This window comes from Paraburkholderia hospita (genome assembly GCF_002902965.1).
Classification (GTDB): Bacteria; Pseudomonadota; Gammaproteobacteria; order Burkholderiales; family Burkholderiaceae; genus Paraburkholderia; species Paraburkholderia hospita.
The window spans coordinates 1180276-1204378 of sequence record NZ_CP026106.1; the positions used below are offsets into that span (position 1 = coordinate 1180276).

Below are 24103 nucleotides of genomic sequence, written 5' to 3' on the forward strand. Positions count from 1 at the left end.
CCACGCCGCTGGGGTGAGTGGATTGAAACCGGTCGCGAGCCCAATCCGCTTGCGAATCCGCAACGTAACCTGACGATCGAGCCGAACTACGCGCCAGCGTTCACTTCGCCGTGCCCGGATGCGGCCGGTATTGGCCCGTCTCCATCAGCTCCGATGCGGCAATGGCCTTCGGCGTCCAGCGCAGGGTCGCGCGTGTTTCCAGCAACCAGGCCTGATAGCCCTCGGGAACGTCCTCCGACGGCCCGTGGTGGATGACTCCCTTCGGCACACAGGTCAACGTCCCCGGTTCCGTACAGCCGCCCCAGGCGCCCGGGCCTCGCACGTAACAGATCACCTCGTCGAAATCGGCATTGATGTGAACGGGTGGCCGCCCACCGGGACGCGCGCTGAGGTTGAACATCAGCAGGTCGCCCGTAGTCGATGACAGAAACTGGCTGGGCGGCCCGCCCTCGGGCAGGTAGGCGTGAACCTGGATACTGGCCAGATTCAGCTTCCACACCGGGACGGACTCCGACAGGCACATGCCGAGTGCGAGGGGGTCATGCGGCATCATGAAGACCGTGTTCTCGGGGTCGAGGGTCTTCAGCACCAGCCGCGTCGGGCCGCCGGCCGGCATGGCGGCATCGACTTCGGCAAACTTCAGATCCCGCGCGACGTTGAGCATGCCGCTTGGCGCAGGCGGCGCGAGCTTCAGGGCCGAAGGACTCTCGACGATGATGCTTCGCATCGCATCGCCCGTCGGTGCATACCGGTACGCGACGGAGCGGGGAATGCAGACGAAGTCCCCTTCCGTCGCCGTGAGACAGCCCACGTCCGTTTCGAACCTGACCGTGCCGGACTGGATGAAATGGATCTCGTCCGCTTCGACATTGCGCACCACATACGGCATGGGCTTGCGCCGTCCCGACACATGCAGCTTGACGCCGAGCCTGGAGGTCGCCACGGTGGTCGGAAGGGCCTCGGGGTCGTCCTGATCGTCCGGCGTCAGGCGCTCGAGGACGGCTCGCCGCGGTGCATGCGGTCCCTGCACGGAAAGATAATCGGGCGCGTAGGTCGGCCGGGTCACCACTGACAGCGCGCCCTGGAATCCGTCACGGGTCCAGAGTTGCACCGGCGGGGGGCCTGCATCATGCGGCTTGCCACTCATTTGTCACTCTCCTTTTGCTCTTGAACGCTCACATCCGTCATAGACCTGATACTGTGCCCGCCATGTGCTTGCCGAGCAGGGCTTCGGGCTGAACGACCCTTCATGCGCAAACGAAAGCCATCGCCGGCCGTGCATGTGCTCATCCCGGAGGACCTGACGACCTCCTTCGTTAGGCACGAGGACGTCGCCCCGTATGCAACGCGGTACAGCGGTTTCGGCCATGCGGAGCAGGGTTCGGCTGCGTTGATCTTCGCATCCGTCGCTCACTCACGTCGTGCCTGCCCCGCTGTCCGCTTGCGCGGTCATGGCCGCGCAATCCTTTTAAGTTCGGACCGGCTTGCCGATCAGTTGCCGGTACTCATTCGCCGTTGCCGGCTTGCGGCCGAGCAGACCGGCGATGTCCTTCGCCATCTGGAACATCTCGAGATTGCTCTGGAGGCGCTCGTCGCTGTTCGGATACTTCCACGGCGTGTCTTCCGTGCCGACGCGGATATGCAGACCCATCATGGTGGCGAGGGTGGTCATATAGAGCGACGCGCGGCCCGCTGCGCAGACGCTGATGACCGAGGTCGGATCGATCTTGCGAATCTGGTCGACCATCAGGAACATGTGTTGCGTCATGTCCTGGGCGTCGCTCACCCAGGTGCCCGACACCAGCGTGCGGCCGACGTTGAACGGCAGGCCGTAGAGGATCAGCCAGTTGTACGGCTTCTTGAGGATGCCGGTATCGATCAGCTTGCGCTTGGCAAGCTCGATTTCGCCGGAGCTGTGGACCGCCAGTTCGGGCTTGACGCCCAGTTCCTCGAGCGTCGTGACGGCCGGCAACGCAAAGGCCTCAGGATGGCCCGGCGCGCAGGGCGCGACTTCAGTCAGGCCTTCGCGAGCGGGACTCAGGCACATATCGAACGTCGTGCCGTTCAGCACGTTCACGTTCGGCACGAAATCGTTGCCGAAGCGGGCGCGCAGCGGCTCGATAACCTGCTTGTAGGCCTCGACGGGCAGGATGTCGCGATCCATGCGGCGCCCCTGTGCGTCGGTCATGAACGAGAAGTCGATGTGAACGCCGCAAGCGCCGGCCTCGATCACGCTGGTCGCTTCATCCACGTACGCCTGGAACGACGACGTGTCTTCAAAGCGGCCCGAGACCGCGGCGTTGATTGCGACCTTCTCCGACACGTCCCACTTGGGCTGCAACTCGGCCCCTGCGATGAACTGGTACTCCTCCAATTCGCGTTTGGCGGCTTCCCAGAGTGGCAGTTTTTCGATCATGATGATCCCTCGACACAGGTAGTGAATTTAGGTTCGCAAACCCTCCGAACCCACGGCAATCAGATTGGAGAGGGTCTGGCAACTCACGCCGGAGAGGCTGCAGAGCCGGGCCCTTCTCGCAATTAAATCGTTTGTAATAAGATGGTTCCGCAAACAATCGATTCATGAAGAATCATGCGAGATAGAACGATATAAGTCAAGGAACCCAGGGAATATCCTGATCAAGGACGGGTGGGCAATCGTCCTTTGCCGCCCGTCAGTGACCATTTGTCCCGGAATGTTGAGCAATGCACCGGATCACCTTGAAGCGCTCGTGACGCGGCGATGAACGGCCAACCATGAGAGGCCGATGCAGCGCGACATGCGCGCGCTTCAGGCTTCGCTGACTGCTTGAGTGTGCGAAAGGTCCGCAGTGGTGTCTGCAGATGGTGGATGAGCGTCGCAAGCAGAATGGCAAACTCCTGCTCGAGCACTCGGACCGATCGCCCGCGTCAAGCGCGAGGACCAGTTGCCCTGGTTGGGCCATGAGCAGTGCCGCGATGACCCTTCGTTCGCCGCCGGGAGCGGCGTGGCGCCCACGACGGTTGCCCCGGCGACGTAAGCGCCGGTCCTGTTCGGCAGCAGACCTACCCCGAGGGCTTCAGCCGCGCGTGAATTGATGCCCACCCCAACCAATTTGCGCCCGACGCGGTCGTCCGGGTGAAGTCGAGGACCGTATTGCCGGAGCCACGTGTGGCATTTGAAGGGAGCGCCCGATCGAGCACTCCGCTCGCAATGAGTTCGACGATCTGCCGCTCGCAAAGCCCTTCGATGTCGTAGGTACTCTGTCCTTGCAGATCGCCAAGCTCATCAGCTATCAACGTTCGAACACGGCCTTCAGTTTCTCCGGCGGGAGCGCGGAGGTGAGGTCGGCATCGGGTGGTGCCGTGGGGTCGCACTTCGGGTCGAGCCCCTTCGCGCTATCCGCATACGGGAACGGAAGGATCGAAGGGGATTCCTTGTTGACGGTTCCCTGGTAGGCAGCGACGCCCTGGCGTACCGCAAAGCGCACGTACGTCGTCGTGCCGTCGAGTGTGTAATAGGGATAGGGCTTGCCCGCCTGCTTCGCCGCGACAAAATGGCAATTCACCTGGTTGTCGCTTGCGATCGTCGCGATGGCGGGGACTGGAAGGTGAGCCTGTTCGAATGCTTTTACAGCGGCCAGCGCGGTTTCGCCACCATCCGTCACGATGGCATCGATCTTTGGATACTGCGCGATGAGACCGACCGTGGCTTTCTGGGCGTCGACGGGATTCCAGTTCGTCACGATGTACTGCTCGTTGAGCAACTTCAGACCCGGGTATTTCTTGAGTCCGCTTCTCAGACCGTCCATGAAGTTTTTGGAGGTGGTCGCGCCGGGCGAGCCACCCATGAACACGACGTTTCCGTTCTTGAGTGTGCTTCCGAGCCAGTCAGCCCACATGACACCGATCTGCTGCGTATTGCCCACCACGTTGACCACGTAGTCACGGCCAGGTGTGCCAGCGACCTGAGCCGAGTACGGGACGACAGCGACGCCCGCCTTCATGGCCGCCCGCATTGCGGGAAGCTGCACCGCACCGAAATCGGGAAGCAGAATGAGGACGTTGATGCCCTGCGCCACCATGCTGTTGATGTCGGAGTTTGCCTTCTGCGCATCGCCGTTGGCGTTGCTATAGATGATCCGCGTGACGTTCTTGCACCGGCTGAGCTCGTCCTTGACTTCCGCGAGGCCGGTCTTGCGCCACGTATTGCCGCCATAACCGTCCGACACGCCAACGATCATCGGCTTCGTGCCGCACATCGGCGTGATGTCGCCTTGATGGTTCGTGATGGAATCTTCCGCCGCGTGGGCGGCGGTACAGATCAAACCCGTGGAAAGGATCAGGCCGGCGCTTATTTGCGTAGTCGGGACGAGCAGCTTCTCTAGCCAGTATCGGAGATCGCGGCGGCTCTTGATGCCGCGTTGATGAGCGGCCATAGAGTCGTGCACATCGATCGGACTTTGCAGTTTTTGTACTGCAGCTTGTGATACGCGACGCTTGAAGAACATGGTGATCCTCGCCGTGGGTGATGGATGAGTCATGCAAATGGGACGAACAGGAAAATGAAACTTTCCTATGGCGAAAGTGATACGTGATCCTAATAGAAGCGATGCTGTGTAAGATAGATTTATATCGAATAATGTGTTTTGGGATGAATTAAGTCAAGCACCCTGGGGAAAGTCCCTGGCAAGGGTGCGCAAGAACGCGAGTGCTATCCATAGGATGAAAACAAGACCCGGCAATGATCTTCCACGATTTTTGACACGATTAATGCTTTGTAGGATCATGCGATATAGAATCAAGTGATGGCGATCTGACCGGCCTATCGGCCCGCGTGGCTGGCACCGTGCTGACGCTTTCGTTTCGACTGTTTCGCAACAAGGAGAAGAGGTAATGGGAAATCAAAAGCTTCGGCTGTCTATCGCCGTTGGCAACTATGACCGCATGCGGCCGCTCATCGATGGGGACGTTCAGATCGAAGGCGTAGATCCCGTCTTCCTGCTTCAGGAGCCCGAGGAGATCTTCTTTCGCGCGTTTCGGCACGCCGACTACGACATCTGCGAGCTCTCGCTCAGTAGCTACTCGGTCAAGACGGCTGCGGGCGAGTCGTCCTATATCGCCGTGCCTGTCTTTCCGTCGCGGGCGTTCCGTCATACGTCGATCTACGTGCGCGCAGACCGTGGGATCGAGAAGCCTGAAGATCTGAAGGGAAAGCGCATCGGGGTGCCCGAGTACCAGCTCACCGCCAACGTCTGGGTCCGTCTCCTTCTTGAGGAGGAGTATGGCGTCAAGGCATCGGACGTGACCTGGGTGCGCGGTGGCTACGAAGATCCGTCCAGAGTCGAAAAGATCGCGCTGAACTTGCCCGGTGACATCAAGCTTGAAGACGCTCCCGAAGGCGAAACTATCTCCGGACTTCTGGCGGCGGGGAAGATCGACGCCGTTATCGGTCCGCGTGCGCCTTCCTGCTTTGACGAGGGTCATCCGCAGGTTCGATATCTCTTCGACGATCCCCACAAGACTGCGGCCGACTGGTATGCGCGCACAAAGCTGTTTCCGATCATGCATACGCTCGGTGTCAGAAAGACGCTCGCCGAACAGCATCCGTGGCTGCCGGGCGCGCTCGTGAAGGCATTCGAGAAATCGAAGACCCTCGCGCTCACGCGGCTCAGTGAGACCGGGGCGACCAAAGTGACCTTGCCGTTCGTCGAAGACCAGTTGCGGGCGGCGCGCAAGCTGATGGGCTTCGATTTCTGGTCGTACGGCTTTGCCGAAAACGAGCGGACTATCGATCGCTTCCTTGCCCAGCATTATGCGGAGGGGCTTTCCAGCCGCCGATTGAAGCCGCATGAGCTGTTTCACCCTGCGAGCCTGGAAAGCTTCAAGATCTGATTCGTATACCTGACTCATTCGGGGCAGCGCGTCGCGAGGCGCGCCTGCCCCGGTACGTCGTTCTTGTCCCCGATCCGTACAAGGCACGGAAGCCCGTCTCGAGCTGCGCCGGCTAGCCGTCAGCGCAGCGTGACCGCGAGCCAGCGAACGAGCGTGAGGACCGGGTGAAGGACAGAAAGTGAAGGAGGGCGGCCAGGTCAAGCATCTGGCCGCCGAACGGCGCGAACGCCGGTAGCTGTGGACTCAGATCCTTGAAATGAGAGCCAGGCTGGCGACCATCGAATTCAAGCGGCGCATGGGCGCGACCGAACATGCCACCGGGCAGCTCGGGTAGCGGTCTTCATCGTGTATGTCCCGTGTTTCGCGCTCACTCCAGAGCCCCTGATTTCAATAGACTAGCGTGCCGAGGTTGACGCTTCCCGTGCGGTCTCTCGAAGCCAGCACCTTTTCCGTTCCGTCCTTTCGCACCCGCACCTCGATACGCGAGGAGGGCGCGGTCAGCCCTGAGAATCGGAAGTCGCCGAAATGGTCGGTCCTTGTCGTGGATTCGCGTCCATCGGAGGCGTCACGCAGGACAACTTCGGCGCCCGCCAGATTGCGCAGTTGACCACCACCCACGTCTTCGCAGACGTTGCCTGCCACCAGATGACTGAGTGCATCGTCCAGATTCTTGTAGAAGACGCGCGGCCTGGTGCCGAGTTCGGGGCGCATGACTGACAGGTGCTCTTTCTCGACTATTTCCGCCAATTGGGCGTCCGCGACGTTCAACGCACGGATCGCCTTGGTGGGGCAGGCTTGTGTGCAGCGCGGCTCTTTCCAGCCGGCGTCGAGCAGGTGAGCGTCGAAGTTCCAGTTCTGTGGCACCTGTTCCTGTTCATTCCATTCGATCATGCCGTAAGGGCATGACCGGACCAGATCGCGCCGGCCATGCGACTTGACCGGGTCGATCACGACGACGCCGTCCGGACGCTTGTAGATCGCGCCGTCCGATGCCGCTTTGACGCAGGGTGCGTTGTCACAGTGATTGCAGGTCTTCGGGATATAGGTGACATCGACGAGCGAACCCTCTCCGCGAACGTGACGTTCGATCCGGATCGTTTCCAGGCCTTCCGGCGGATGAGGCGCGGAATAACCCGGAAAGGCGTTGCCGCTGTACTCGTCCTTGGTCGCGAGGACGCAGTTTCTGCAATTGATGCAGAGTGAAACATCAACGACCAGCGCCCAGCCGCTCACGCTGCCTTCTCGAGATTTGAGTCCCATTTTTCCACCTCCACCCAGCAAGTGTTGGGCATGATCCCGTCCGCGGTCGGACTCATTTTTCCACCTGGCGTCAGAAGATTGAGACAACCTCCCCGATCGACCAGGCCCATCGACGTCTCGATCAGGTCGAGCTCGGCACACGACTCGTTGCCGCGTGTCACGCCCGCCTTGACGAGCTGAGAAACGTCCACCGCACAGATGACTGACGCCTGCGCGTTGTAGACCCGAACCAGATCGCCACGCTGCAGGCCTCGAGTCTGCGCATCTTTGGAGTTCAATCGCAGCACCCAGTATCGATACCCGTCGACCTCCATCCGATGTTCGTCGATCGTGCTGACGTGACTGTTCTTCCCATCCGCATGCGTATGGAAGCTGTAGACGGGATGGTTGGTCACGAGTTGCAGCGGAAACGGTTGTTTCGCGGCGCTAGCGCGGTTCATGTAGCGGTTGACGGCCGGCCTCGCAGGATCAAGCTGTTCGATACGACGCAGGCTCGACGGCACGAACTCGAACTTGCCCGACTGCGTGGGCAGCCCCTCGCCGAAGCCGAGCGAATACGTGCCGGGTAGCGGATTCGGTTCCGGCAGATCCTTCGGACGGCCTTCCGCAAACCAGCGCATGTCGACAGACGGCTGGTCGTCGTCCTTCGGTGGAGGCACGACGTGATAGCCCTTTTTCAGGAACTTCTTCCAGGTGGTCTGCCTGGGCAAGTCGGTAGAATTGAACATCCGCTCGCACCAGGCCAATTCGGAGCACCCGCCTTCCGAGTACATCCCGCCGTATCCAAGCCTGAGCATGATATCCAGAAAGATCTGATAGTCCGACTTCGATTCGCCGAGGGGCTCGATGCATTTGTGCTGCATGGTCACCACACGGTGATTGAGCTGGGTCTGCGCATGCTGGATGTAGCCACCACAATTCGCCCATTCGGAGATGTCGTCACGTTCGAGCGCGGTGCACGCAGGCAGAATAATGTCTGCGAACTGGGCCTCGTTCTCCATCCAGATCGACTGGTTGACGATAAATTCGAGCGATGAATGACGATACGCTTCAACGAGCCTGTTCGATCCCGGCGTCGTGCCGAACGATGACGAGCCGTAGCGGTACAGCATGTGGATGCGGGAAAGGCCCGGCCTCGGATACGAGTATTCGGCAAATTGCCCCTCGGTCGAGAAGCCGTCCCACGCGTAGCCTTGCGCGTGTCCCTCCACGATGGCTTCGGCAAGCCGTTGCCGGGGGACGGCCTGCTTCACCGGGTTGATCGTGATAATGTGAGGCATGCGGCAGTAGTTATTGGCCGCGCTCGCCGTGTTGTTCAGATCACCGGAAATTCCGCCCTCGGCGTAGCCAGGAAAGTAAAAATTGAGGTCCTGCGGCGCGCCGATCTGCAAATTGCCGAAGTTAATTCCCGGTTTTCCCCATCCCTGCATCGCCATCATCATGACGACGCTTCGCGCCCATTGAGCACCCGTCTCGGTGCGGCATGCGCCACCGAAGCCTGCGCCCAGGCCGCCGGCCGCGAGATACGTCTTCTTCGACGCCCACAACTGCGCGAGACTGCGGACATCCTTGGCGGGCACACCGGTTTCGGCCTCTTGCCACTCCGGCGTCTTCGGTACGCCGTCCTCTTTGCCGAGAACGTAGGCACGCCATTCGTCGAAGCCGGTCGTCTTCGATTCCACGTATTCCTTATCGTAGCTGCCGCTGGTCATCCATTCATGCATGATCGCGATCGCGAGCGCCGAGTCGGTACCCGGCTTGATCGGCAGCCATTTCCCGCCCAGGAACTGAGCGGAGTGCGTCAGATAGGGATCGATATGCACGAACTCGATGCCGAGCTGCTTGGCCCACAGCCGGCGCTCGGTGCCTTCGAATCCGCCATAGACACCACTGGTCGATTCGGGATCGCTCGACCAGAACACGATCACCTCGGCATGCTGAAGGCAGTCCTCGGTCGTGCCGTAAAAGCTCGGCGTGCCCAGCCGCAGGCTATTGCCGTAGTGATGCATCGCCCCCCAGTACCATCCTTCCCAGCTGATCGGACTTGGTTCGACGCGGGTGTGTCCAATCAGGTTGCCGAAGCGCAGCAGCGCGCTCAGGTAGTAGTTGATGTTCCCCCACTGGTGATGCGCGCCCGTGACGATGGCGACGGCCCCGGGGCCGTAGTCCTGCTTCATCCGGCGGATTTCTCCAGCGACGATATCGAGCGCTTCGTCCCAGCTGATGCGTTCATAGCCCGAGATCCCGCGATTCTGAACATTGCGTTCGCCATTGGGATCAAAGTCGACGCGCTTCATCGGATAGAGGAGGCGCTTCTCGGAGTACACGAGCGATTTGAGGGAGAGCGCGTGCGGACTGACCGTCGCGCGCCGCGCCGGTGAAAACCGGCGACCTCTCGCCGTGATACTCCAGCTCGGCCCGTCGTCCTCTTCGAGATCGATGGGCGTGGTGCGGACGATCTTGTCGTCCTTGACGAAGACGAACACGGGTCCGCCATTGGTGAGCGTGACGTAACGCGTGGTTCCGTCCTTCATCGGCGTGCCCTTGCGCCACGCAGCCGTCTTCATCGTGTTGACGAGCTGGCCGAACCACACGAGCTTCGGGTCGCTTCCTCCCTGCGTGATCTTGAAGTTCTTGAGCGCGTCGATCAGGAACGCATGATCGGTGTTCGGCGCGAGCATCTTGCGGGCGGTCGCCACGTCCATGAAGACAAGCTCGGCGTCGGGTTTGGGATTCACACCCCAGCTCCCCGACACAGTTCCGTTTCCGAAATGGAGTTGTCTCGAGAGGGTGTTGTCTCTGAGACGCAACTGGATGACTCCACTCCCTGTGGCGAGATGCGCGCGCATGGCCGGGAACTTGCGTGCTGCAATACGCAGCACGGTCGGCATGAGCCAGAGGATAAGTACGAGGATTTTTCGCTGCATGAGAATGTCGTCCCTGAGCAGAACTGCGCTTTGATTGGACCCTGCGACTGCCGGTCAGGCATCGGCCGATCAGCCGGCTACCTGTGTCTCCGTGTTTCCGGAACGATCCGGGACATCGATCCCGGTGGTTCTGAATTGCGCCCTGACCGATTCTGCGGAGGGGCGCGACGCAGTGGTCGATCACGTTGTATGATCTTACCCACAACGTATCATTTGTGTAGAAATGATTCCACAAAAAATAAATCGATATCGAATGATATTGTTTGGTATAAATAATGTCAAGCGCCTGCATGATGGGGTGCCCTGAGTACCGGCTGTTCGTGGCCCGGAAATCTCCCCGTGCGCCCATAGATAAAGGAATGAGGAAATGCCCAAGTCGAATCCCGGTGTCGCCAAGGCAACTTCGGATCGCGAGCCGCCAGGCGAGGCGGCCGCGAAGCTGTCGCCCGAACTTTTTGATGAGCGTGGCCGAACGGTGCCGTGGATGGCCAAAACGGTACGCCGGCTCTATGATGCACAGGGCCAGAAAATTCTCGATAGAGAAAACCTTGCCATTGCGTATTGGTACTACCTGCGCGTACTCGCCGAGCGGGGCGAGTTGAATCAGCTCGAATTAAGTAAGCGAGTGGGGATTGCCTCGACGACCGCAGTGCCGGCACTCGACAACCTGGAAAAACGCGGGCTGGTACAAAGAATTCGAGATCCTAAAGACAGGAGAAAGTATTACGTCAGTCTTAAGGACGAGGGAAGGCGCCTGGTCGACGACATGTTGCCGCAGCTCTCGGAGATGTTTTCGGCCTCGCTCGACGGAATTTCTCCGCGGGACATGCAGGTGTTCTGGAAGGTCGCGCACCAGATCGAGAAAAATCTGATCCGGATGTCCCAGGACGATACGACCTTGGATTGACGGCTTCGAAAACGTCAGGCGCTGGCGGACACGGATTCAGGCGCATCAGCCGGTATGGACGAACGCGTCGCTGAAGAAGTCGTCTTCGGGCAAACCGGCCTTCACGAAGGTGTTGTGCGCGGCGCTCGTCATCGACGGATTGCCGCATGCGTACACTTCGTATCCCGCGAGCGAGCCGAAGTCTTCGAGCACCGCCTCGTGAACGAAGCCGCGCCGGCCCGTCCACGCCTCGTCGGCTTCGGACAGCACCGGCACGAACTTTACGCGGCCACTGTCGTGCCATTTCTGCGCGAGTGCCGCGAGATAGAGGTCTTCGGCGCGGCGCGCGCCCCAGTACAGATGCAGCGGCCGTTCGAGCCTGCGCTTGATGGCGTCCTCGACGATCGACTTCACCGGCGCGAACCCCGTGCCTGTCGCGAGCAACACGGCGGGCCTGTCCGACCCTTCGCGCAGCGTGAACTCGCCGAACGGTAACTCGATGCGCAGCCTGTCGCCTTTCGCGATGCGGCCCAGCACGCCTTCGGAGAACCGGCCGCCGGGCACATGGCGCACGTGCAGCTGCACGCTGTCGCTTTCGTGCGGCGCATTCGCCATCGAATAGTTGCGCCGCGTACCGTCCTCCAGCTCGATCTGCAGATACTGGCCGGCACCGAACTTCGCACGCACGCCCGCGGGCAGCCGCAACTGCAGGATGCTGACGTCGGCGGCCGGCTGAGTGATGCGGTACACGGAAGCATCGAGTGTTTTGCGCGCGACGGGGTCGCGCTTCTCGATGCGACGCGGCGCGATCGTCAGGTCCGTGTCGGGGCGCAGGCAGCACAGCAGCGTGCGCTCGGCCGGGCCCACCACGGCGCCCTGCACCTGCGAACGTCCCCCGCCTGCCACGAGACGTCCTTCGCAGGACGCGCAGACGCCCTTGCGGCACGAGTACGGCACCGCATAGCCGGCGCGTTCGGCCGCGTCGAGCACGGTTTCGCCGGCCTCGCACGGGAAGGTGATGTCGCTGTCAGCGACGGAAATACGAAAATCCATGATATGACCTCGATGCGTTGTCAGCCGGTGTTGGGCGAAGTTCGGGGCGGATCAGCCGGCAGGCGCCAGCATCGTGCCCGTCGTGACGAGGCCGCGCATGCCGGGCAGTGGCGCCGGGTTCGAGCGCCATTCGCCCGTGGTGCCGAAACCGCAGCCGTGACCGGCGCTCGAATAGATCACGCCCAGCTCCATCGCGCGCGCCCCTCCGGGCAAGTTCACGGGCGTCATAACGGCAACGCGAGCAGTGTGTCGATACGGGAGCTGTCGCACACGACGACGCGCTCGCGCAACCGCACGCCCGCCTCGTCGCGCACATACACGTCGCAATAGCGGCCCGTCGCGAACAGGTCGGTGGTCCCGTCGCGCATGATGCGCGCGACCATGAACGAGGTTTCGCTGCGCGTCTCGGCGCCGTCGTCGCTGATCACGTACGGCTGACCGAGCACATGGCGGTAGGCGTGCCGTTCATAGATATTGGCGTCGCGCAGCGACGCGACCCGGTCGACCAGCATCCCGTGCGAGGCCGCGTAGATCATGCTGCCCACGAGGCCGCGGCGATGGTTGTCGGCGGTCGTGACCCGGTACACGCATGACGTGGTGAAAAAGCCGGGCCACTGCCCGAGATCGCCGTCGTCGATGCAGCGCACGTATTCGGCCTGCGCGCGGGCGATCAGTTGATGGATGTCCTGCGTCATCGTCAATATCCCATTGCGTTGCGGTAGGCCTTCCAGAAGCCGCGAATCGAGGCTTCCGTCACGCGGCTGGCGCTGCTGGTCGTGCCGTCGCCGCCCATCTCGATCACCGAGCGTGCGTCGCTTGCCCCGTCGATGCCGCGCTGCACGAAGCCGCCCACGCAGCCGTCTTCCATCGAGACATAGCCGGCCGGCCCCACGAGATTCGCCTGACGCAGACGCATTTCCTGCAACTCGGGCGTATCCTCTTCGAAGCCGAGATAGATCCAGTTCAGTTCGGTCTGACGCGCGCCGCGCGGCAGGATCTGGCGCACCGCGATGGCGTTCTGGATCTGCTGCAGCACGAAGCCCGGAAACACCGAAAGAATCTGCAGCGTGATGCCGTCGCCAAACTCGTCGGTGCCCGCGAGCACCGACGTATCTTCGAGTTGGTGGCCGCTCTCCGAGCGGATGTTCTGACCCGCGTAGTCGTTTGTGGCTGCCTGCGTCGCCGCTTCAGCCGCGTGATCGACGGCTGAATAGCTGACGTGATGCCCGCCGCTGGGGTCGACGATGATGCCGCCGCGCTGCGACAGCTTGTTCAGCTGGAAGGTCGTGAAGAACAGATGCAGGATGCTGGCGTGATAGGAATCCTTGACGTTCTCGAAATAAAGCTTCCAGTTGTTCGGCAGCATCTGCGTGAAGCGGCCGAGCACGACGGGCGTGCGGTTTTCGAGCACGCGCGCGACGCGTTCGACGATCTCCTCGCCGAGGTATTCGTCGAGCGGCGGCACGTCGTCGGAGAAACTGCCGAACACGAGACCGTGCATCGTCGCCACGCGCAGCTTGCGCAAGCCGTGATCGCCAAGGCAGAAGCCTTCTTTCATGCCGCCCTGGCCGTTGATGCCATCCTGGAACGCGACGCCGAGCAGATCGCCTTGCAGGTTGTAGGTCCAGGCGTGGTAGACGCAGCTGAAGTCCTTCGCGTTGCCTTCGTCTTCCAGGCAAACCATCGCGCCACGATGCGCGCAGCGGTTTTCGAATGCATAGAGTTCGCCGTCCGCGTCACGCGTGACCACCACGGGCGCATCGCCGACGAACGTGCTGCGGAAGTCGCCCGGATTCGGCACTTCGGCTTCGAGGCACAGATAGCTCCAGTTCGGACCACGAAAGATCGCTTGCTGCTCGTCCGCATAGACTTCGTCGCTCTGAAACAGCGCATAGGGCACGCGCGTAACGCCCTCGGCGGGCCACTCGATGCTGGCGCGGCGCGCCGGCTGGATGGGGATGATGTTCAAGGTGCTGACTCCGTAGCAGGCATTTGCCAGATGCCGATTGCCGGGGACCGAGGCGGGACTGTCGTTGACAAGCCTGCCGAGGTGTGTTCGAATATCGTACATTGTTCGATATGAGAACCAATATGACACCCACCAAAAGTCCTGTCAATACGGAGGACCGCACGTCGTCGCCCGTCGAGGACGATGCCGGGGCAAGCCATGCCCGCGCAAAGGAAGGCATGGCGGGGCTCGCCAAGGGCCTGGCGATCATCGAGGCGTTCGGCGCGAACACCACGCGCATGACCGTCTCGGATGCGGCGCATCTGGCTGACCTGAGCCGCCCCGCGGCGCGGCGCTGCCTGCTGACGCTCGTCGAGCTTGGCTATCTCGCGCACGACGGTAAGTTCTTCACGCCGTTGCCGCGTATGCTGCGGCTGGGCGGTGCTTACCTCAGCACGTCGTCGCTGCCGCAGATTGCGCAGCCGCTGCTGGCGAGTGCGCGCGACACGCTGCAGGAGTCCATCTCGCTGGCCGTGCTGGACGAGGGTTATGCGGTGTTCATCGCACGCGCCGAGGCGGTCCGTATCGTGTCGACGGGCGTGAAGCTCGGTGGCCGCCTGCCCGCCTATTGCTCGGCCACGGGACGCGTGCTGCTAGGCGGCCTGCCTGAACAGCAGGTGCGCGCGCACCTCGAAAGCGTCCCCATGAAGCGGTTCACCGATCGCACCGTGGCAAATCTCGACGGCGTGCTGAAGGCGATCCGGCGCGCGGCAGAGGACGGCTACGCGATCAGCGACGAGGAGCTGGAAATCGGCATGTCGGCGATGGCGGTGCCGGTGAGAAACAGCGCCGGGGAGATCGTGGCGGCGCTGAGCGTGAGCGTATTTTCAGGGCGCGTGAGCATCGAAACGTTGCGAGAAAACTTTCTGCCAACGCTGCGTGAAACGGCCGGGCGCGTGCAACGCTCGCTATAGGCCAACTGGTATCCGCGCATCCGGCCGCGAGGTGTGCGCCCGACTAGCGGCGTTTCCTGACATAGGGTGCACGGCACTGAGATGCATTGGTGCCAGGCGGAACGAGCGCGGTGGCGACCTGCCAGGCAGTTAGCCCGACCGGATAGGGCCGCGGTGCAACGGCGATAAGTGATGGGTGGTCCAGACGCGCCTGTGTGCGCCGCCGGCTATTGAAAACTTCGGTCTCGCGAGAGAGGAGGACCGCTACAACAGAGCGGCAAAGTGGCGGCGTGCGAATTCAAGCTCTGGCAGCAGGTGTTCCACTACGCCTTCGCGCGTCATGCGGCTTGTCGACACCGAAAGGCTCATGGCTGCAACCATTTCGCCACGTGCGTTGCAGATCGGAACGGCGATCGAGCGAATACCGATCTCCAGTTCTTCATCAATGATCGCGTACCCGTGTTTGCTCACGAACTCGATCTCTTTCATGATGCTGCTGGTCGTAGTACGGGTGTGAGGCGTCAGGGCGGGACGTGCCATTCTGTTGAGCATGAACCTCACCTCGGCGGCTGGCCGGCTCGACAGCAGAACGCGCCCTGTCGCACTGCAGTAAGCAGGTAAGCGCGAGCCAACACCCAAACCGCTGGATAGGCTGCGTCGATGCGATGAGCGCGCGACGAAGACTGCGTCCTGCGAATCCAGCACAGCGATCGAGGCAGCCTCTTGCGTGCGTTCGCTGGTGATCTCCAGGATAGGTTGTGCGACCTTGGCCAGCGGATCTGAAACGACATACGCGTAGCCCAACCTCAGCGCGCGAGGTGCCAGGACAAAACTGTGGCCATCCTGCGCGGCATAGCCCAGCTTGCATAGCGTCAGCAAACTGCGTCGTACCGAGCCCTTGGTATGGCCGGTTATCTCTGCCGCCTGTGTCAGTGTCAACGGCCCCTTGTTCATACCGAATGCTTCGATGATGGACAGCCCTTTTTCGAGTCCCATCACGTATTCCGGCTCGTTTTCCCGTGGTTCTTTCCCGCTCGCCTGAGACGTCATAAACCCTCGCGAAATTCGGATTCCGTACAAACGTCCGGTATGCGGAAATTGTAGCCGGGATCTTTGACATGTGATCGGCTATGTAGCGAAATACCTGCAAACGCGCCCGCGGTTCCTGCGTGAAACCGGGCTCACTCATTGTTATCAGAAGTCTGTTGATTTGCGAAGGAAACCATGAAATCTGAATTACCCAAGTGCCTTATTGTCACCGGCGGTGCCAGCGGTATTGGCTATGCCTTCAGCGAACACCTTGCACAACTGGGGCACCGTGTCGTCATCGCCGACCTGCGCGGCGCCGAAGAGGCCGCGGCACGGCTTCGTGAGTCCGGACATCAAGCCATCGGCGTGCGCACGGACGTCGCCAGCGAGGCGGATGTCGCTGCTATGGCGGCCGCAGCAGTTTCGGCGTTCGGCGGTATCGATGGGCTGGTCAATAACGCCGCGCTATTTACCACCCTGACGCTCAAACCGTTTGAGCAGATCACCAATCAGGAATGGATGCGGGTGATGGAAGTCAACACGCTGGGCCCATTCAACTGTGCCAAAGCCGTGTTGCCGCAACTGCGCCAAAGCGGCCGGGGGCGCGTCGTCAACATCGCTTCCACCGTGCCATTCAAGGCGCCGCCGAATATGGCGCATTACGTGGCCAGCAAGGGAGCCGTCATTGCCTTCACGCGCTCCCTTGCGCGGGAACTGGCGAAGGACAGCATTACGGTCAATGCGATTGCCCCGGGCTTCACGCTAAGCGACGGTGTGCTCCAGACCGATCTGCAGGACCGCATTGGCGAAAACGCGCGTACTACCGGCCGTTGTATCCAGCGCGATCAGGTGCCAGCCGACCTCGTGGCGGCGCTGGCGTACCTGGTCAGTGATGGCGCGGGCTTTGTCACCGGCCAAACCCTCGCCGTCGATGGCGGTAGTGTATTCCTCTGACTCAGGCAGCCATGGACACCTCAACCGCACGATACGAAACACTCGCCCTCTACATCGGTGGCCGTTTTCTGAGGGCCGATGGGCGGCCCGAACAGGATGTGACCAACCCCGCGACTGGCAAGGCGTTCGCCCGATTGCCGCACGCTACGCCCCAGGATCTGGATGACGCAGTGAGCGCAGCGGCCGATGCATTCCAGGTCTGGCGGCGCACACCGGCAATCGAACGCTCAGCGGTGCTGCGCCGGGTCGCCGCGTTGATCCGGGAGCGCGCTCCGCAGATCGCCCGCAACATTACGCTCGACCAGGGCAAGCCGTTGGCCGAAGCCATTCACGAAGTACAAAGCTGTGCTGAGCACGCTGAATGGCATGCGGAGGAGTGCCGGCGTATTTATGGACGCGTGATCCCGGCGCGCACGCCGGGTGTGCAGCAGACGGTCTCCCGTGAGCCCATAGGTGTTTGCGCTGCGTTCACACCCTGGAACTTTCCTTTCAACCTGGCGCTGCGCAAGGTGGTCGCGGCCCTGGGCGCGGGCTGCACAGTGGTACTCAAGGGCCCGGAGGAGTCGCCGAGCGCAGTGGTGGCGCTGGCGCGCATATTCCACGATGCGGGTTTGCCTGCAGGATGCCTCAACGTCGTCTGGGGCGTGCCGTCCGAGGTTTCCAGGCATCTCATCAACGCGCCGGCGGTGCGAAAGATTTCGTTCACGGGTTCCATCTCGGTCGGCAAACAGCTGGCGTCGCTGGCCAGCGCGCAGATGAAGCGCATGACGATGGAACTTGGCGGACACTCGCCGGTGCTGGTGTTCGATGATTCCGAAGTTGAAGAGGCAGCGCGTTATCTGGCGCGTACCAAGATACGCAATGCCGGTCAGGTCTGCATGGCGCCGAGCCGGTTCTTCGTGCACGAAAAAGCCTATGAGCGGTTCGTGGATGCCTTCGCTGCCGAATACGCGCCGCTACGGGTAGGGGACGGCCTCGATCCCCAGACCCAGATGGGACCGCTGGCCCACGAACGACGCGTGGAAGCGATGCAGGCGTTGGTGACGGACGCGCAGGAGCGTGGCGCATCGCTGGTTTGCGGTGGAAGCCGTCTGGGTGAAACAGGCTACTTCTTCCCGCCGACCATCCTCACCGGTGTGCCTGATAGCGCACGCCTGATGGTCGAGGAACCGTTCGGACCCGTCGTGCCGGTAACGAAATTCAGTAGCACTGAGGAGGCTTTGTCGCGTGCGAACGCGCTGCCATATGGCTTGGCCTCGTACGTGTTCACCAGTTCGATTGCGACCGCCGAATACGTTGCTGGCCGTATCGAGGCCGGAATGGTCGGCATCAACCATTTCGGTCTGGCACTGCCCGAGACGCCGCTGGGTGGAGTGAAGGATAGCGGTATGGGCAGCGAAGGGGGCAGTGAGACGTTCGATGCCTACCTCGTCACCAAGTTTGTGTCGCAGGCCAGTCGGGTGCCCTGACAACGAGGCGAGGCGACGGAGGCTGTGTTTGTGAGTGAAGGAGGTGGACAAATGAGTGACAAGCCGCATGATGCAGCGCCTCCCCTGGTGCAACTCTGGAGCCGTGACGGATTCCAGGGGGCGCTGTCAGTGGTGACCCGGGCGACCTACGCGCCTGATTATCTTTCCGTGCAGGGACCGCACGCACCGCGGCGCGCCGTCCTCGAGCGCCTGACGCCTGACGATCAGGACGACCCCGAGGCCCTTCCGACCACCGTGGCGACCTCCAGGCTCGGCGTCAAGCTGCATGTGTCGGGACGGCGCAAGCCCATGCCGTACGTGGTGCGCAATGTCGAAGCGGACGAGATCCATTTCATCCAGTCAGGCACGGTCAGGTTCGAAACGGACGTGGGCTGTCTGACGGCGACGGAAGGGGACTTCGTCTGCATTCCCCGCTCCGTCGCGTACCGGTATGCACCGACGGGCGATGCGATGCGAAGCATCATTGTCGAGAGTCCTTCGGCCCTGAAGCTCGCGCCGCCCGCGCCAAGCGGCATGCTCAACGTTGCGCGGGATCTGAAGTTTGCCGAAGTCGATGCCGCCATGCCCGCCGGCGGCCCGACGCGGCTGGTGCTGAAGACCCTCGACCCCGAGAACACGGTCTTCACGATGCCGCATGACCCCCTCGCACTCGGCATGTGCCTGTCGGAGTCCGTCCCGGTGTGGAAGCTGAATCTGGCCAGTATCCAGGTTCACGCCTACCTGCCCGAGGGCGGGCCGCCCAGCCAGTTTCTGTCATCGACTACGGGCGACCTGCTGATGTTCAACCTCAGCGCGCGTCCGGGTGGGCGACCACCCGTTCACATCAATGCCGATTTCGACGAGGTGATCTGTTACGTGCGAGGTCCGGGCGCCTGGGGCGGGTGTACGGAACCGGGGACGTTGACCTGTGTGCCAAAGGGGGTCATCCACCACGGGCCGTCGGAGGACGTTCCCGAGGGCTATCAGGCCTGGTTGCTGGAAACACGCGCGACCCTGCGCTGGACACCGAAGGCCATTGCCGCTTCGGAGCTGATGGAGACGGGCCAATACCGGCCGCATCCGGGTGTGGGCAAATGACCGGCGTGACGTTACGCGTGATGTACCCGAGCCGTAACAGCCCGGACGCCCGGGCGATGCGCTGAGGCTAACGCGTTGCCGGGCTCCACGCCAGCGTGCAGGTCAGGTCGGATGGCGTGCCGCGAGCGGGATTCGCTTTGGACCGCACCTGGCAACAGGTGGCGGCCTGGATAGACATGACTCAATGGTTTCGAGGATGCAATGAAAAATCGTTTTCGAGTGGGTGTCGTGGGAGTGAGCACGGAGCGCGGTTGGGGTACGACAGCTCATATTCCTGCGCTGCGTGCGCTGTCCGACGTATTCGAGACGGCTGGCGTGGCAAATACGAGTCTCGCGAGCGCAAAGGCGGCCGCTGCTGCCTTTGGTATTCCGCGCGCGTTCGAGAACGTGGCGGCGCTAGTGGCCTCGCCGGACATCGACGTCGTGGCCGTGACGGTCAAAGTGCCCCACCATCGTGAAGTCGTCACTGCGGCATTGGAGGCGGGCAAGCATGTCTACTGCGAATGGCCGCTCGGAAACGGCCTTGCAGAAGCGATCGAGCTTGCCGAACTCGCCAGGCAGCGCAAGGTCCGGGCGGTGGTGGGCACCCAGGCGACCGCGTCGCCCGAGGTCGAACTCGTGCGCGAGATGGTGGCGAACGGATACGTGGGAGACGTGTTGTCGTCGACCTATCTTGGCAGCGGTCCCACCTGGGGTGACGAAGTCACACGTGGCGACTCCTACGCTATGGATGCGCGCAACGGCGCAACCATGCTGTCGATCATTGGTGGGCACGCACTTGCTGCCGTGCAAAGCGTGCTCGGCCCCGTCGACGAAGTGGAGGGCGTGGTGTCGCAGCGACGGAAGACCGTGCGTATCGTCGGGACGGGCGACTCGATCCCGATGCAAACACACGATCATGTGATGCTCAATGCCGTTTTGAAGTCGGGCGCACCGCTGTCGCTGGAGCTCCGCGGCGGCCTGCCGCGCGGCACGCGGCTGCTGTGGGAGATCAACGGAACGCTTGGCGATCTGCGCATGACCGCGAAGAATGACCAGGTTCCCGTCATCAACATCACGCCATTGCGCGTGGAAGCTGGCCAAAGGGGTGAACAGGGGTATCGCGAGGTTGAGGTGGCGAAGGCGCACGACTTCGATTTCGTGGATACGGGCTTTGCGCGAAATGTGGCAGCCATCTATCGGCAGATGGCCGAAGACCTGATTCACGGAACCAGCACCGCCCCTGATTTCGATGACGCGGTAGCCCTTCACAAGGTGATTGATGCCATCGAGAGGTCCGATCAGACACGCACGCGGGTGCGAATCGACTGATCGGCGTCCAGCTCGTGAGCTGTTGGTCGTCAACGCGGCGAACCGTCGCGCTTCACATAAGTTATACACACGACCTCGGCGACAGCACGAACACTGTCGCCGTTTCGGACGTCGCCTCCCCGGCGTTCGACGGGCACTGATCCCGCTAGCGTGTCCAGTTGCGACTTGCGGATCGTCCCCGATCTGCTCGTCGATCAGCGAGTCAACGCTGCCGGCGGGCTCGTCCTTCTTTGCATTGGATCACGCTCAAGAATAACCACGCAATCACGGATCGCAGCGACGACGCGGCACCCAGTCAGTTGCGGCGTCGCCGTGCGCAGTCGCGCCGCTTTGAGACGACACCCACGTGAAATCCGTGTGCCATGCGGGATGGGTAGGGAGATTCCCCAGGACGCTTGACTTTGTTCATTCCGAAACACATCATTCTATGTAAATCGATCGCGTATAGCATCATCGTACTTGAAATGATATTCCAGGGGCGCGGATGGTGCTCCACATGTCGATGCCACCTCGTTGACCAACTGCCGTGGCTCCTCTTGTGTGTCGGTACTGGTTCATCAATAAACAGAGGAATGCGGGGCGATGTGTTACCTGCCGGCATAGCCCTCGATTCGACTGCTGGATTGCACTGCCTTCACCTCCACCCGAAGCCCTGCAAGCACGAAGTAAATCTGGTCCACACAGTTCGTAGAACATAGCAATGCAAATGGTGGATGCGTTGGGCAACATTTAACAAGGGAATCAAGGATCAATATGTTCGACTCGCTTATGGGCTGGCTGACCGGCACGCAACGATCTCTCTTCCGCGCTTCCTGCCAGCACGCTCAAGGAAGTATTTGCACAGCAATTGTTCGAGACGAATCATGAATGACCAGAAAACACTGCTGCAGATCGATGGTGTCACCAAGATCTTCCCCGGAGTGCGGGCGCTCGACAACGTGACGTTCTCGGTGGTCGAGGGCGAGGTACACGGTCTCGTCGGCGAGAATGGGGCGGGCAAGTCCACGCTCATGGCCGTCGCGTCCGGCGCCCTCGTTCCGGAGAAAGGGCGCGTCGTGATCGACGGCACGCAAACGCGAGGCGACACAGAGCAGGCGCGCCGGTTGGGGTTGGCTATCGTGCGGCAGGAACCGGCGCTCATGCCCGATCTCACAGTAGCCGAAAACCTTTATCTCGGCGTGCCAGCAGAGCAGCGTCCGTCCTTGATGGAGGTTGCGCAATGGGCGCGAGGGCTCCTGAAGCAATGGAGCGGCGACGTTGCAATCGATGCCAACGAGCGCGTGGTGAGCCTGGGCCCCGAGCAGCGCTTCATCGTTGAAATCGTCAAAGCGCTGGCTGCAAAGCCCAAGGTTCTGGTCCTCGACGAACCGACCGAACACCTGTTGACGGAAGACGTCGAGCGTCTGTTCGAGCGTATCCGCAAGATAACGGCTTCGGGTTGTTCGGTCGTCTACATCTCGCACCGGATCCGCGAAGTCCAGAGAATTGCGCATCGCCTGACGGTTCTTCGCGACGGTCAGGGCCAAGGCACGTATGAGGCCGCGGGCCTCAGCGAACAGGAAATCGTCGAACTGATCGTTGGCGGTGCGCTCGATCGCGACTTCCCGGCCAAGGGCAACGATGGCGGCGCAGGCGTCATTCTCGACGTGACGAAGCTGCGTGGTGCCGGCTTTACCGACATATCGGTTCAGGTCAGGCAAGGCGAGATTGTCGGCCTCGCGGGGATCGATGGCAACGGCCAGCGGGAGTTCATGCGGGCCCTCGCGGGACAGACGCGAAGCCGCGGCAGTGTCACGGTGGCCGGCATGCCCGCGAAGCTTCGCAACTCGCAGGCTGCGGCCGATTCGGGCATCCGTTATCTGCCGGGCGACCGTCATCGCGAGGGCATTTTCGGCGATCTGTCGGTGCGCGAGAATTTTTCGATCCGCAGTCTTTTATTCGATTCCATCAAGGGATGGGTGAGCCAGCGCAGCGAAGCAAAGCGCGCCAGGGACGCCGTGACACGATTCGCTGTCAAGACGCCATCCATCGACACGCCTATTCGCAGCCTGTCGGGCGGTAACCAGCAGAAGCTCGTGCTGGCGAGTGTCCTCGCCAGTCGGCCCAAGGTGCTGCTGGTCGATGAGCCGACCCAGGGCGTGGACATCGGCGCACGGATGGAAATCTACAAGGTGCTTCGCGAGGCGGCAGCCGCAGGCACGGCTGTGATCGTCGTATCGTCGGATGCGCACGAGGTGGCGGGACTCTGTGACCGTGTGCTCATCTTCTCGCGCGGCCATGTCGTCAAGGATTTGGGCGAGGACGCCGTCAGTGAGAACAACATCACGTCTGCCGTCCTGACGGCAACGACCGAGCGGGAGAAGGGCGCTTCCGGGACCTCCGGGCTCTGGACGTGGGCCGCAGGGGATTGGGCGCCGCTCGTGATGCTTGCCGTTGCCGTCTGTGCGCTCGGCATGTATGCGGCGCACGTCAATCCGACCTACCTTTCTGCGCGAAACCTCAGCGGCATGCTGGCGCTCGTGGCGACACTGGCCATCGTCGCATACGGGCAGCAGATGCTCATGCTGGTCGGCGGGATCGATCTTTCGGTCGGGCCGCTCATGGGGCTGATCGTCGTCATACAGTCGTTCTTCCTGAATGATGGGGCCTCGTTGAGTCATCAGCTCTCTGGATGGGCGATCGTGTTGCTCGTCGCTCTTGCCGTCGGATTCGTGAACTGGATGCTGGTCGTTCCATTCCGGTTGCATCCGATGGTGGCGACGCTCGCGACATACATGGCGCTTCAGGCGGTGTCACTGCTCCTGCGCCCTGTTCCCGGTGGCCTGATCGCGGATTCCGTCGTCGAGTCGATCGGTGCGCAGATCGGGTTCATGCCCATTGTCGTGATTGTGGCAATCGCGATTGCGGTGGTGCTCGAAATCGCGTTGTTCAAGTCGAGGGCCGGTCTCACGCTGCGCGGCGTCGGCTCCCGCGCCGAAGCGGCGCGGATGTCGGGCGCCCGCCCGCAACTGACATCGCTTGCCGCGTACATGGGGTGTTCGTTCCTTGCGGGCGTCGCTGCCGTGCCCATGATGGCGCAGGTCGGCTCCGGCGACCCCAACGCCGGCATCAACTACACGCTCGGAAGCGTCGCAGCGGTGGTGATCGGCGGCGCAAGCCTGTTTGGCGGACGCGGCTCCTTCGTCGGGTCGCTGCTGGGTGCGCTCCTCATCATTCAGGTGAATGTCGTGACCTCGTTTCTCGATATCGGGGACTCGTGGCAGTCGTACCTCCTGGGCGGGATGATCCTCACGTCAGTCGCGCTCTATTCCAAGAGTAGAGAGATGGTGGTGGCGAAATGAAAA

18 protein-coding genes are annotated in these 24103 nt (G+C 61.8%); 8 read left to right on the forward strand and 10 right to left on the reverse strand.

From position 1 onward, the window contains the following. Positions 1–100 precede the first annotated feature (100 nt). From C2L64_RS23690 to C2L64_RS23705, 3 genes are all read right to left on the reverse strand, one after another. Positions 101–1147 carry a cupin domain-containing protein gene (locus C2L64_RS23690; protein ID WP_009769903.1) on the reverse strand — a complete coding sequence of 349 codons (1047 nt, stop codon included), beginning with the start codon at positions 1145–1147 and terminating at the stop codon, positions 101–103. A 321-nt stretch (positions 1148–1468) separates the two neighbouring features. After that, entirely contained in the window at positions 1469–2416 is a 948-nt protein-coding gene (locus C2L64_RS23695) for a 3-keto-5-aminohexanoate cleavage protein (RefSeq protein ID WP_009769904.1), read from the reverse strand. Between the two features lie 856 nt (positions 2417–3272). Then, positions 3273–4415, reverse strand: a complete 1143-nt coding sequence (locus C2L64_RS23705) for a substrate-binding domain-containing protein (protein ID WP_238554826.1) — start codon at positions 4413–4415, stop codon at positions 3273–3275. Positions 4416–4872: 457 nt separating this feature from the next. Between C2L64_RS23705 and C2L64_RS23710 the strand changes: the two genes are divergently transcribed. After that, positions 4873–5871, forward strand: coding sequence for an ABC transporter substrate-binding protein (locus C2L64_RS23710; protein WP_009769906.1), 999 nt, complete (start codon positions 4873–4875; stop codon positions 5869–5871). 387 nt (positions 5872–6258) lie between these two features. Here the strand turns inward: C2L64_RS23710 and C2L64_RS23720 are convergent, their stop codons facing one another. Together C2L64_RS23720 and C2L64_RS23725 are read right to left on the reverse strand one after the other, a co-directional pair. Beyond that, entirely contained in the window at positions 6259–7104 is an 846-nt protein-coding gene (locus C2L64_RS23720; protein ID WP_009769907.1) for a 4Fe-4S dicluster domain-containing protein, read from the reverse strand. After that, the gene (locus C2L64_RS23725; protein ID WP_039902030.1) at positions 7101–10058 is read right to left on the reverse strand and encodes a molybdopterin-dependent oxidoreductase; all 2958 of its coding nucleotides are present in this window, start codon (positions 10056–10058) and stop codon (positions 7101–7103) included. The genes C2L64_RS23720 and C2L64_RS23725 overlap by 4 nt, the downstream gene beginning before the upstream one ends. A 367-nt stretch (positions 10059–10425) precedes the next feature. On the opposite strand from C2L64_RS23725, the gene C2L64_RS23730 reads away from it, so the two are divergent. After that, positions 10426–10965: a MarR family winged helix-turn-helix transcriptional regulator gene (locus C2L64_RS23730; RefSeq protein WP_009769909.1), complete on the forward strand. Its 540-nt coding sequence runs from the start codon at positions 10426–10428 to the stop codon at positions 10963–10965. Between the two features lie 45 nt (positions 10966–11010). Here the strand turns inward: C2L64_RS23730 and C2L64_RS23735 are convergent, their stop codons facing one another. Genes C2L64_RS23735 through C2L64_RS23750 form a run of 4 tightly spaced genes read right to left on the reverse strand, consistent with a single transcriptional unit; the run spans position 11011 to position 13966 of the window. Further along, entirely contained in the window at positions 11011–11997 is a 987-nt protein-coding gene (locus C2L64_RS23735) for a 2Fe-2S iron-sulfur cluster-binding protein (protein WP_007745629.1), read from the reverse strand. Between the two features lie 51 nt (positions 11998–12048). Further along, the gene (locus C2L64_RS23740; RefSeq protein ID WP_007745630.1) at positions 12049–12225 is read right to left on the reverse strand and encodes a hypothetical protein; all 177 of its coding nucleotides are present in this window, start codon (positions 12223–12225) and stop codon (positions 12049–12051) included. Beyond that, on the reverse strand, positions 12222–12692 hold the full coding sequence (locus C2L64_RS23745; RefSeq protein ID WP_007745631.1) for an aromatic-ring-hydroxylating dioxygenase subunit beta: 471 nt from the start codon (positions 12690–12692) through the stop codon (positions 12222–12224). Before C2L64_RS23745 ends, C2L64_RS23740 begins: the two co-directional genes overlap by 4 nt. A gap of 2 nt (positions 12693–12694) precedes the next feature. Further along, positions 12695–13966, reverse strand: a complete 1272-nt coding sequence (locus C2L64_RS23750) for an aromatic ring-hydroxylating dioxygenase subunit alpha (protein WP_009769910.1) — start codon at positions 13964–13966, stop codon at positions 12695–12697. A 122-nt stretch (positions 13967–14088) separates the two neighbouring features. Here C2L64_RS23750 and C2L64_RS23755 point away from each other — a divergent pair, with 122 nt between their 5' ends. Then, complete coding sequence (locus C2L64_RS23755; RefSeq protein ID WP_009769911.1) at positions 14089–14919, forward strand: IclR family transcriptional regulator domain-containing protein; 831 nt, start codon at positions 14089–14091, stop codon at positions 14917–14919. A 243-nt stretch (positions 14920–15162) separates the two neighbouring features. On the opposite strand, the gene C2L64_RS23760 is transcribed toward C2L64_RS23755, so the two are convergent. Next, the gene (locus tag C2L64_RS23760; protein ID WP_009769912.1) at positions 15163–15894 is read right to left on the reverse strand and encodes an IclR family transcriptional regulator domain-containing protein; all 732 of its coding nucleotides are present in this window, start codon (positions 15892–15894) and stop codon (positions 15163–15165) included. 228 nt (positions 15895–16122) lie between these two features. On the opposite strand from C2L64_RS23760, the gene C2L64_RS23765 reads away from it, so the two are divergent. From C2L64_RS23765 to C2L64_RS23785, 5 genes are all read left to right on the forward strand, one after another. Next, positions 16123–16881, forward strand: coding sequence for an SDR family NAD(P)-dependent oxidoreductase (locus tag C2L64_RS23765; protein WP_007745635.1), 759 nt, complete (start codon positions 16123–16125; stop codon positions 16879–16881). An 11-nt stretch (positions 16882–16892) separates the two neighbouring features. After that, positions 16893–18350, forward strand: a complete 1458-nt coding sequence (locus C2L64_RS23770; RefSeq protein ID WP_009769913.1) for an NAD-dependent succinate-semialdehyde dehydrogenase — start codon at positions 16893–16895, stop codon at positions 18348–18350. Positions 18351–18401: 51 nt separating this feature from the next. After that, positions 18402–19448, forward strand: a complete 1047-nt coding sequence (locus tag C2L64_RS23775; protein WP_009769914.1) for a cupin domain-containing protein — start codon at positions 18402–18404, stop codon at positions 19446–19448. Between the two features lie 201 nt (positions 19449–19649). After that, entirely contained in the window at positions 19650–20759 is a 1110-nt protein-coding gene (locus C2L64_RS23780) for a Gfo/Idh/MocA family protein (RefSeq protein WP_039902033.1), read from the forward strand. Between the two features lie 863 nt (positions 20760–21622). After that, entirely contained in the window at positions 21623–24100 is a 2478-nt protein-coding gene (locus tag C2L64_RS23785) for an ATP-binding cassette domain-containing protein (protein WP_009769916.1), read from the forward strand. Positions 24101–24103: the final 3 nt, after the last annotated feature.

Excerpts from the sequence above, each read along its gene's own strand:
- C2L64_RS23785 (WP_009769916.1), top strand. The coding sequence starts at position 21,623 with ATGAATGACCAGAAAACACTGCTGCAGATCGATGGTGTCACCAAGATC.
- C2L64_RS23705 (WP_238554826.1), bottom strand. The coding sequence starts at position 4,415 with ATGGCCGCTCATCAACGCGGCATCAAGAGCCGCCGCGATCTCCGATAC.
- C2L64_RS23780 (WP_039902033.1), top strand. The coding sequence starts at position 19,650 with ATGAAAAATCGTTTTCGAGTGGGTGTCGTGGGAGTGAGCACGGAGCGC.
- C2L64_RS23760 (WP_009769912.1), bottom strand. The coding sequence starts at position 15,894 with ATGGGACTCGAAAAAGGGCTGTCCATCATCGAAGCATTCGGTATGAAC.
- C2L64_RS23765 (WP_007745635.1), top strand. The coding sequence starts at position 16,123 with ATGAAATCTGAATTACCCAAGTGCCTTATTGTCACCGGCGGTGCCAGC.
- C2L64_RS23735 (WP_007745629.1), bottom strand. The coding sequence starts at position 11,997 with ATGGATTTTCGTATTTCCGTCGCTGACAGCGACATCACCTTCCCGTGC.
- C2L64_RS23690 (WP_009769903.1), bottom strand. The coding sequence starts at position 1,147 with ATGAGTGGCAAGCCGCATGATGCAGGCCCCCCGCCGGTGCAACTCTGG.
- C2L64_RS23725 (WP_039902030.1), bottom strand. The coding sequence starts at position 10,058 with ATGCAGCGAAAAATCCTCGTACTTATCCTCTGGCTCATGCCGACCGTG.
- C2L64_RS23730 (WP_009769909.1), top strand. The coding sequence starts at position 10,426 with ATGCCCAAGTCGAATCCCGGTGTCGCCAAGGCAACTTCGGATCGCGAG.
- C2L64_RS23740 (WP_007745630.1), bottom strand. The coding sequence starts at position 12,225 with ATGACGCCCGTGAACTTGCCCGGAGGGGCGCGCGCGATGGAGCTGGGC.
- C2L64_RS23710 (WP_009769906.1), top strand. The coding sequence starts at position 4,873 with ATGGGAAATCAAAAGCTTCGGCTGTCTATCGCCGTTGGCAACTATGAC.
- C2L64_RS23755 (WP_009769911.1), top strand. The coding sequence starts at position 14,089 with ATGACACCCACCAAAAGTCCTGTCAATACGGAGGACCGCACGTCGTCG.
- C2L64_RS23770 (WP_009769913.1), top strand. The coding sequence starts at position 16,893 with ATGGACACCTCAACCGCACGATACGAAACACTCGCCCTCTACATCGGT.
- C2L64_RS23775 (WP_009769914.1), top strand. The coding sequence starts at position 18,402 with ATGAGTGACAAGCCGCATGATGCAGCGCCTCCCCTGGTGCAACTCTGG.
- C2L64_RS23745 (WP_007745631.1), bottom strand. The coding sequence starts at position 12,692 with ATGACGCAGGACATCCATCAACTGATCGCCCGCGCGCAGGCCGAATAC.
- C2L64_RS23695 (WP_009769904.1), bottom strand. The coding sequence starts at position 2,416 with ATGATCGAAAAACTGCCACTCTGGGAAGCCGCCAAACGCGAATTGGAG.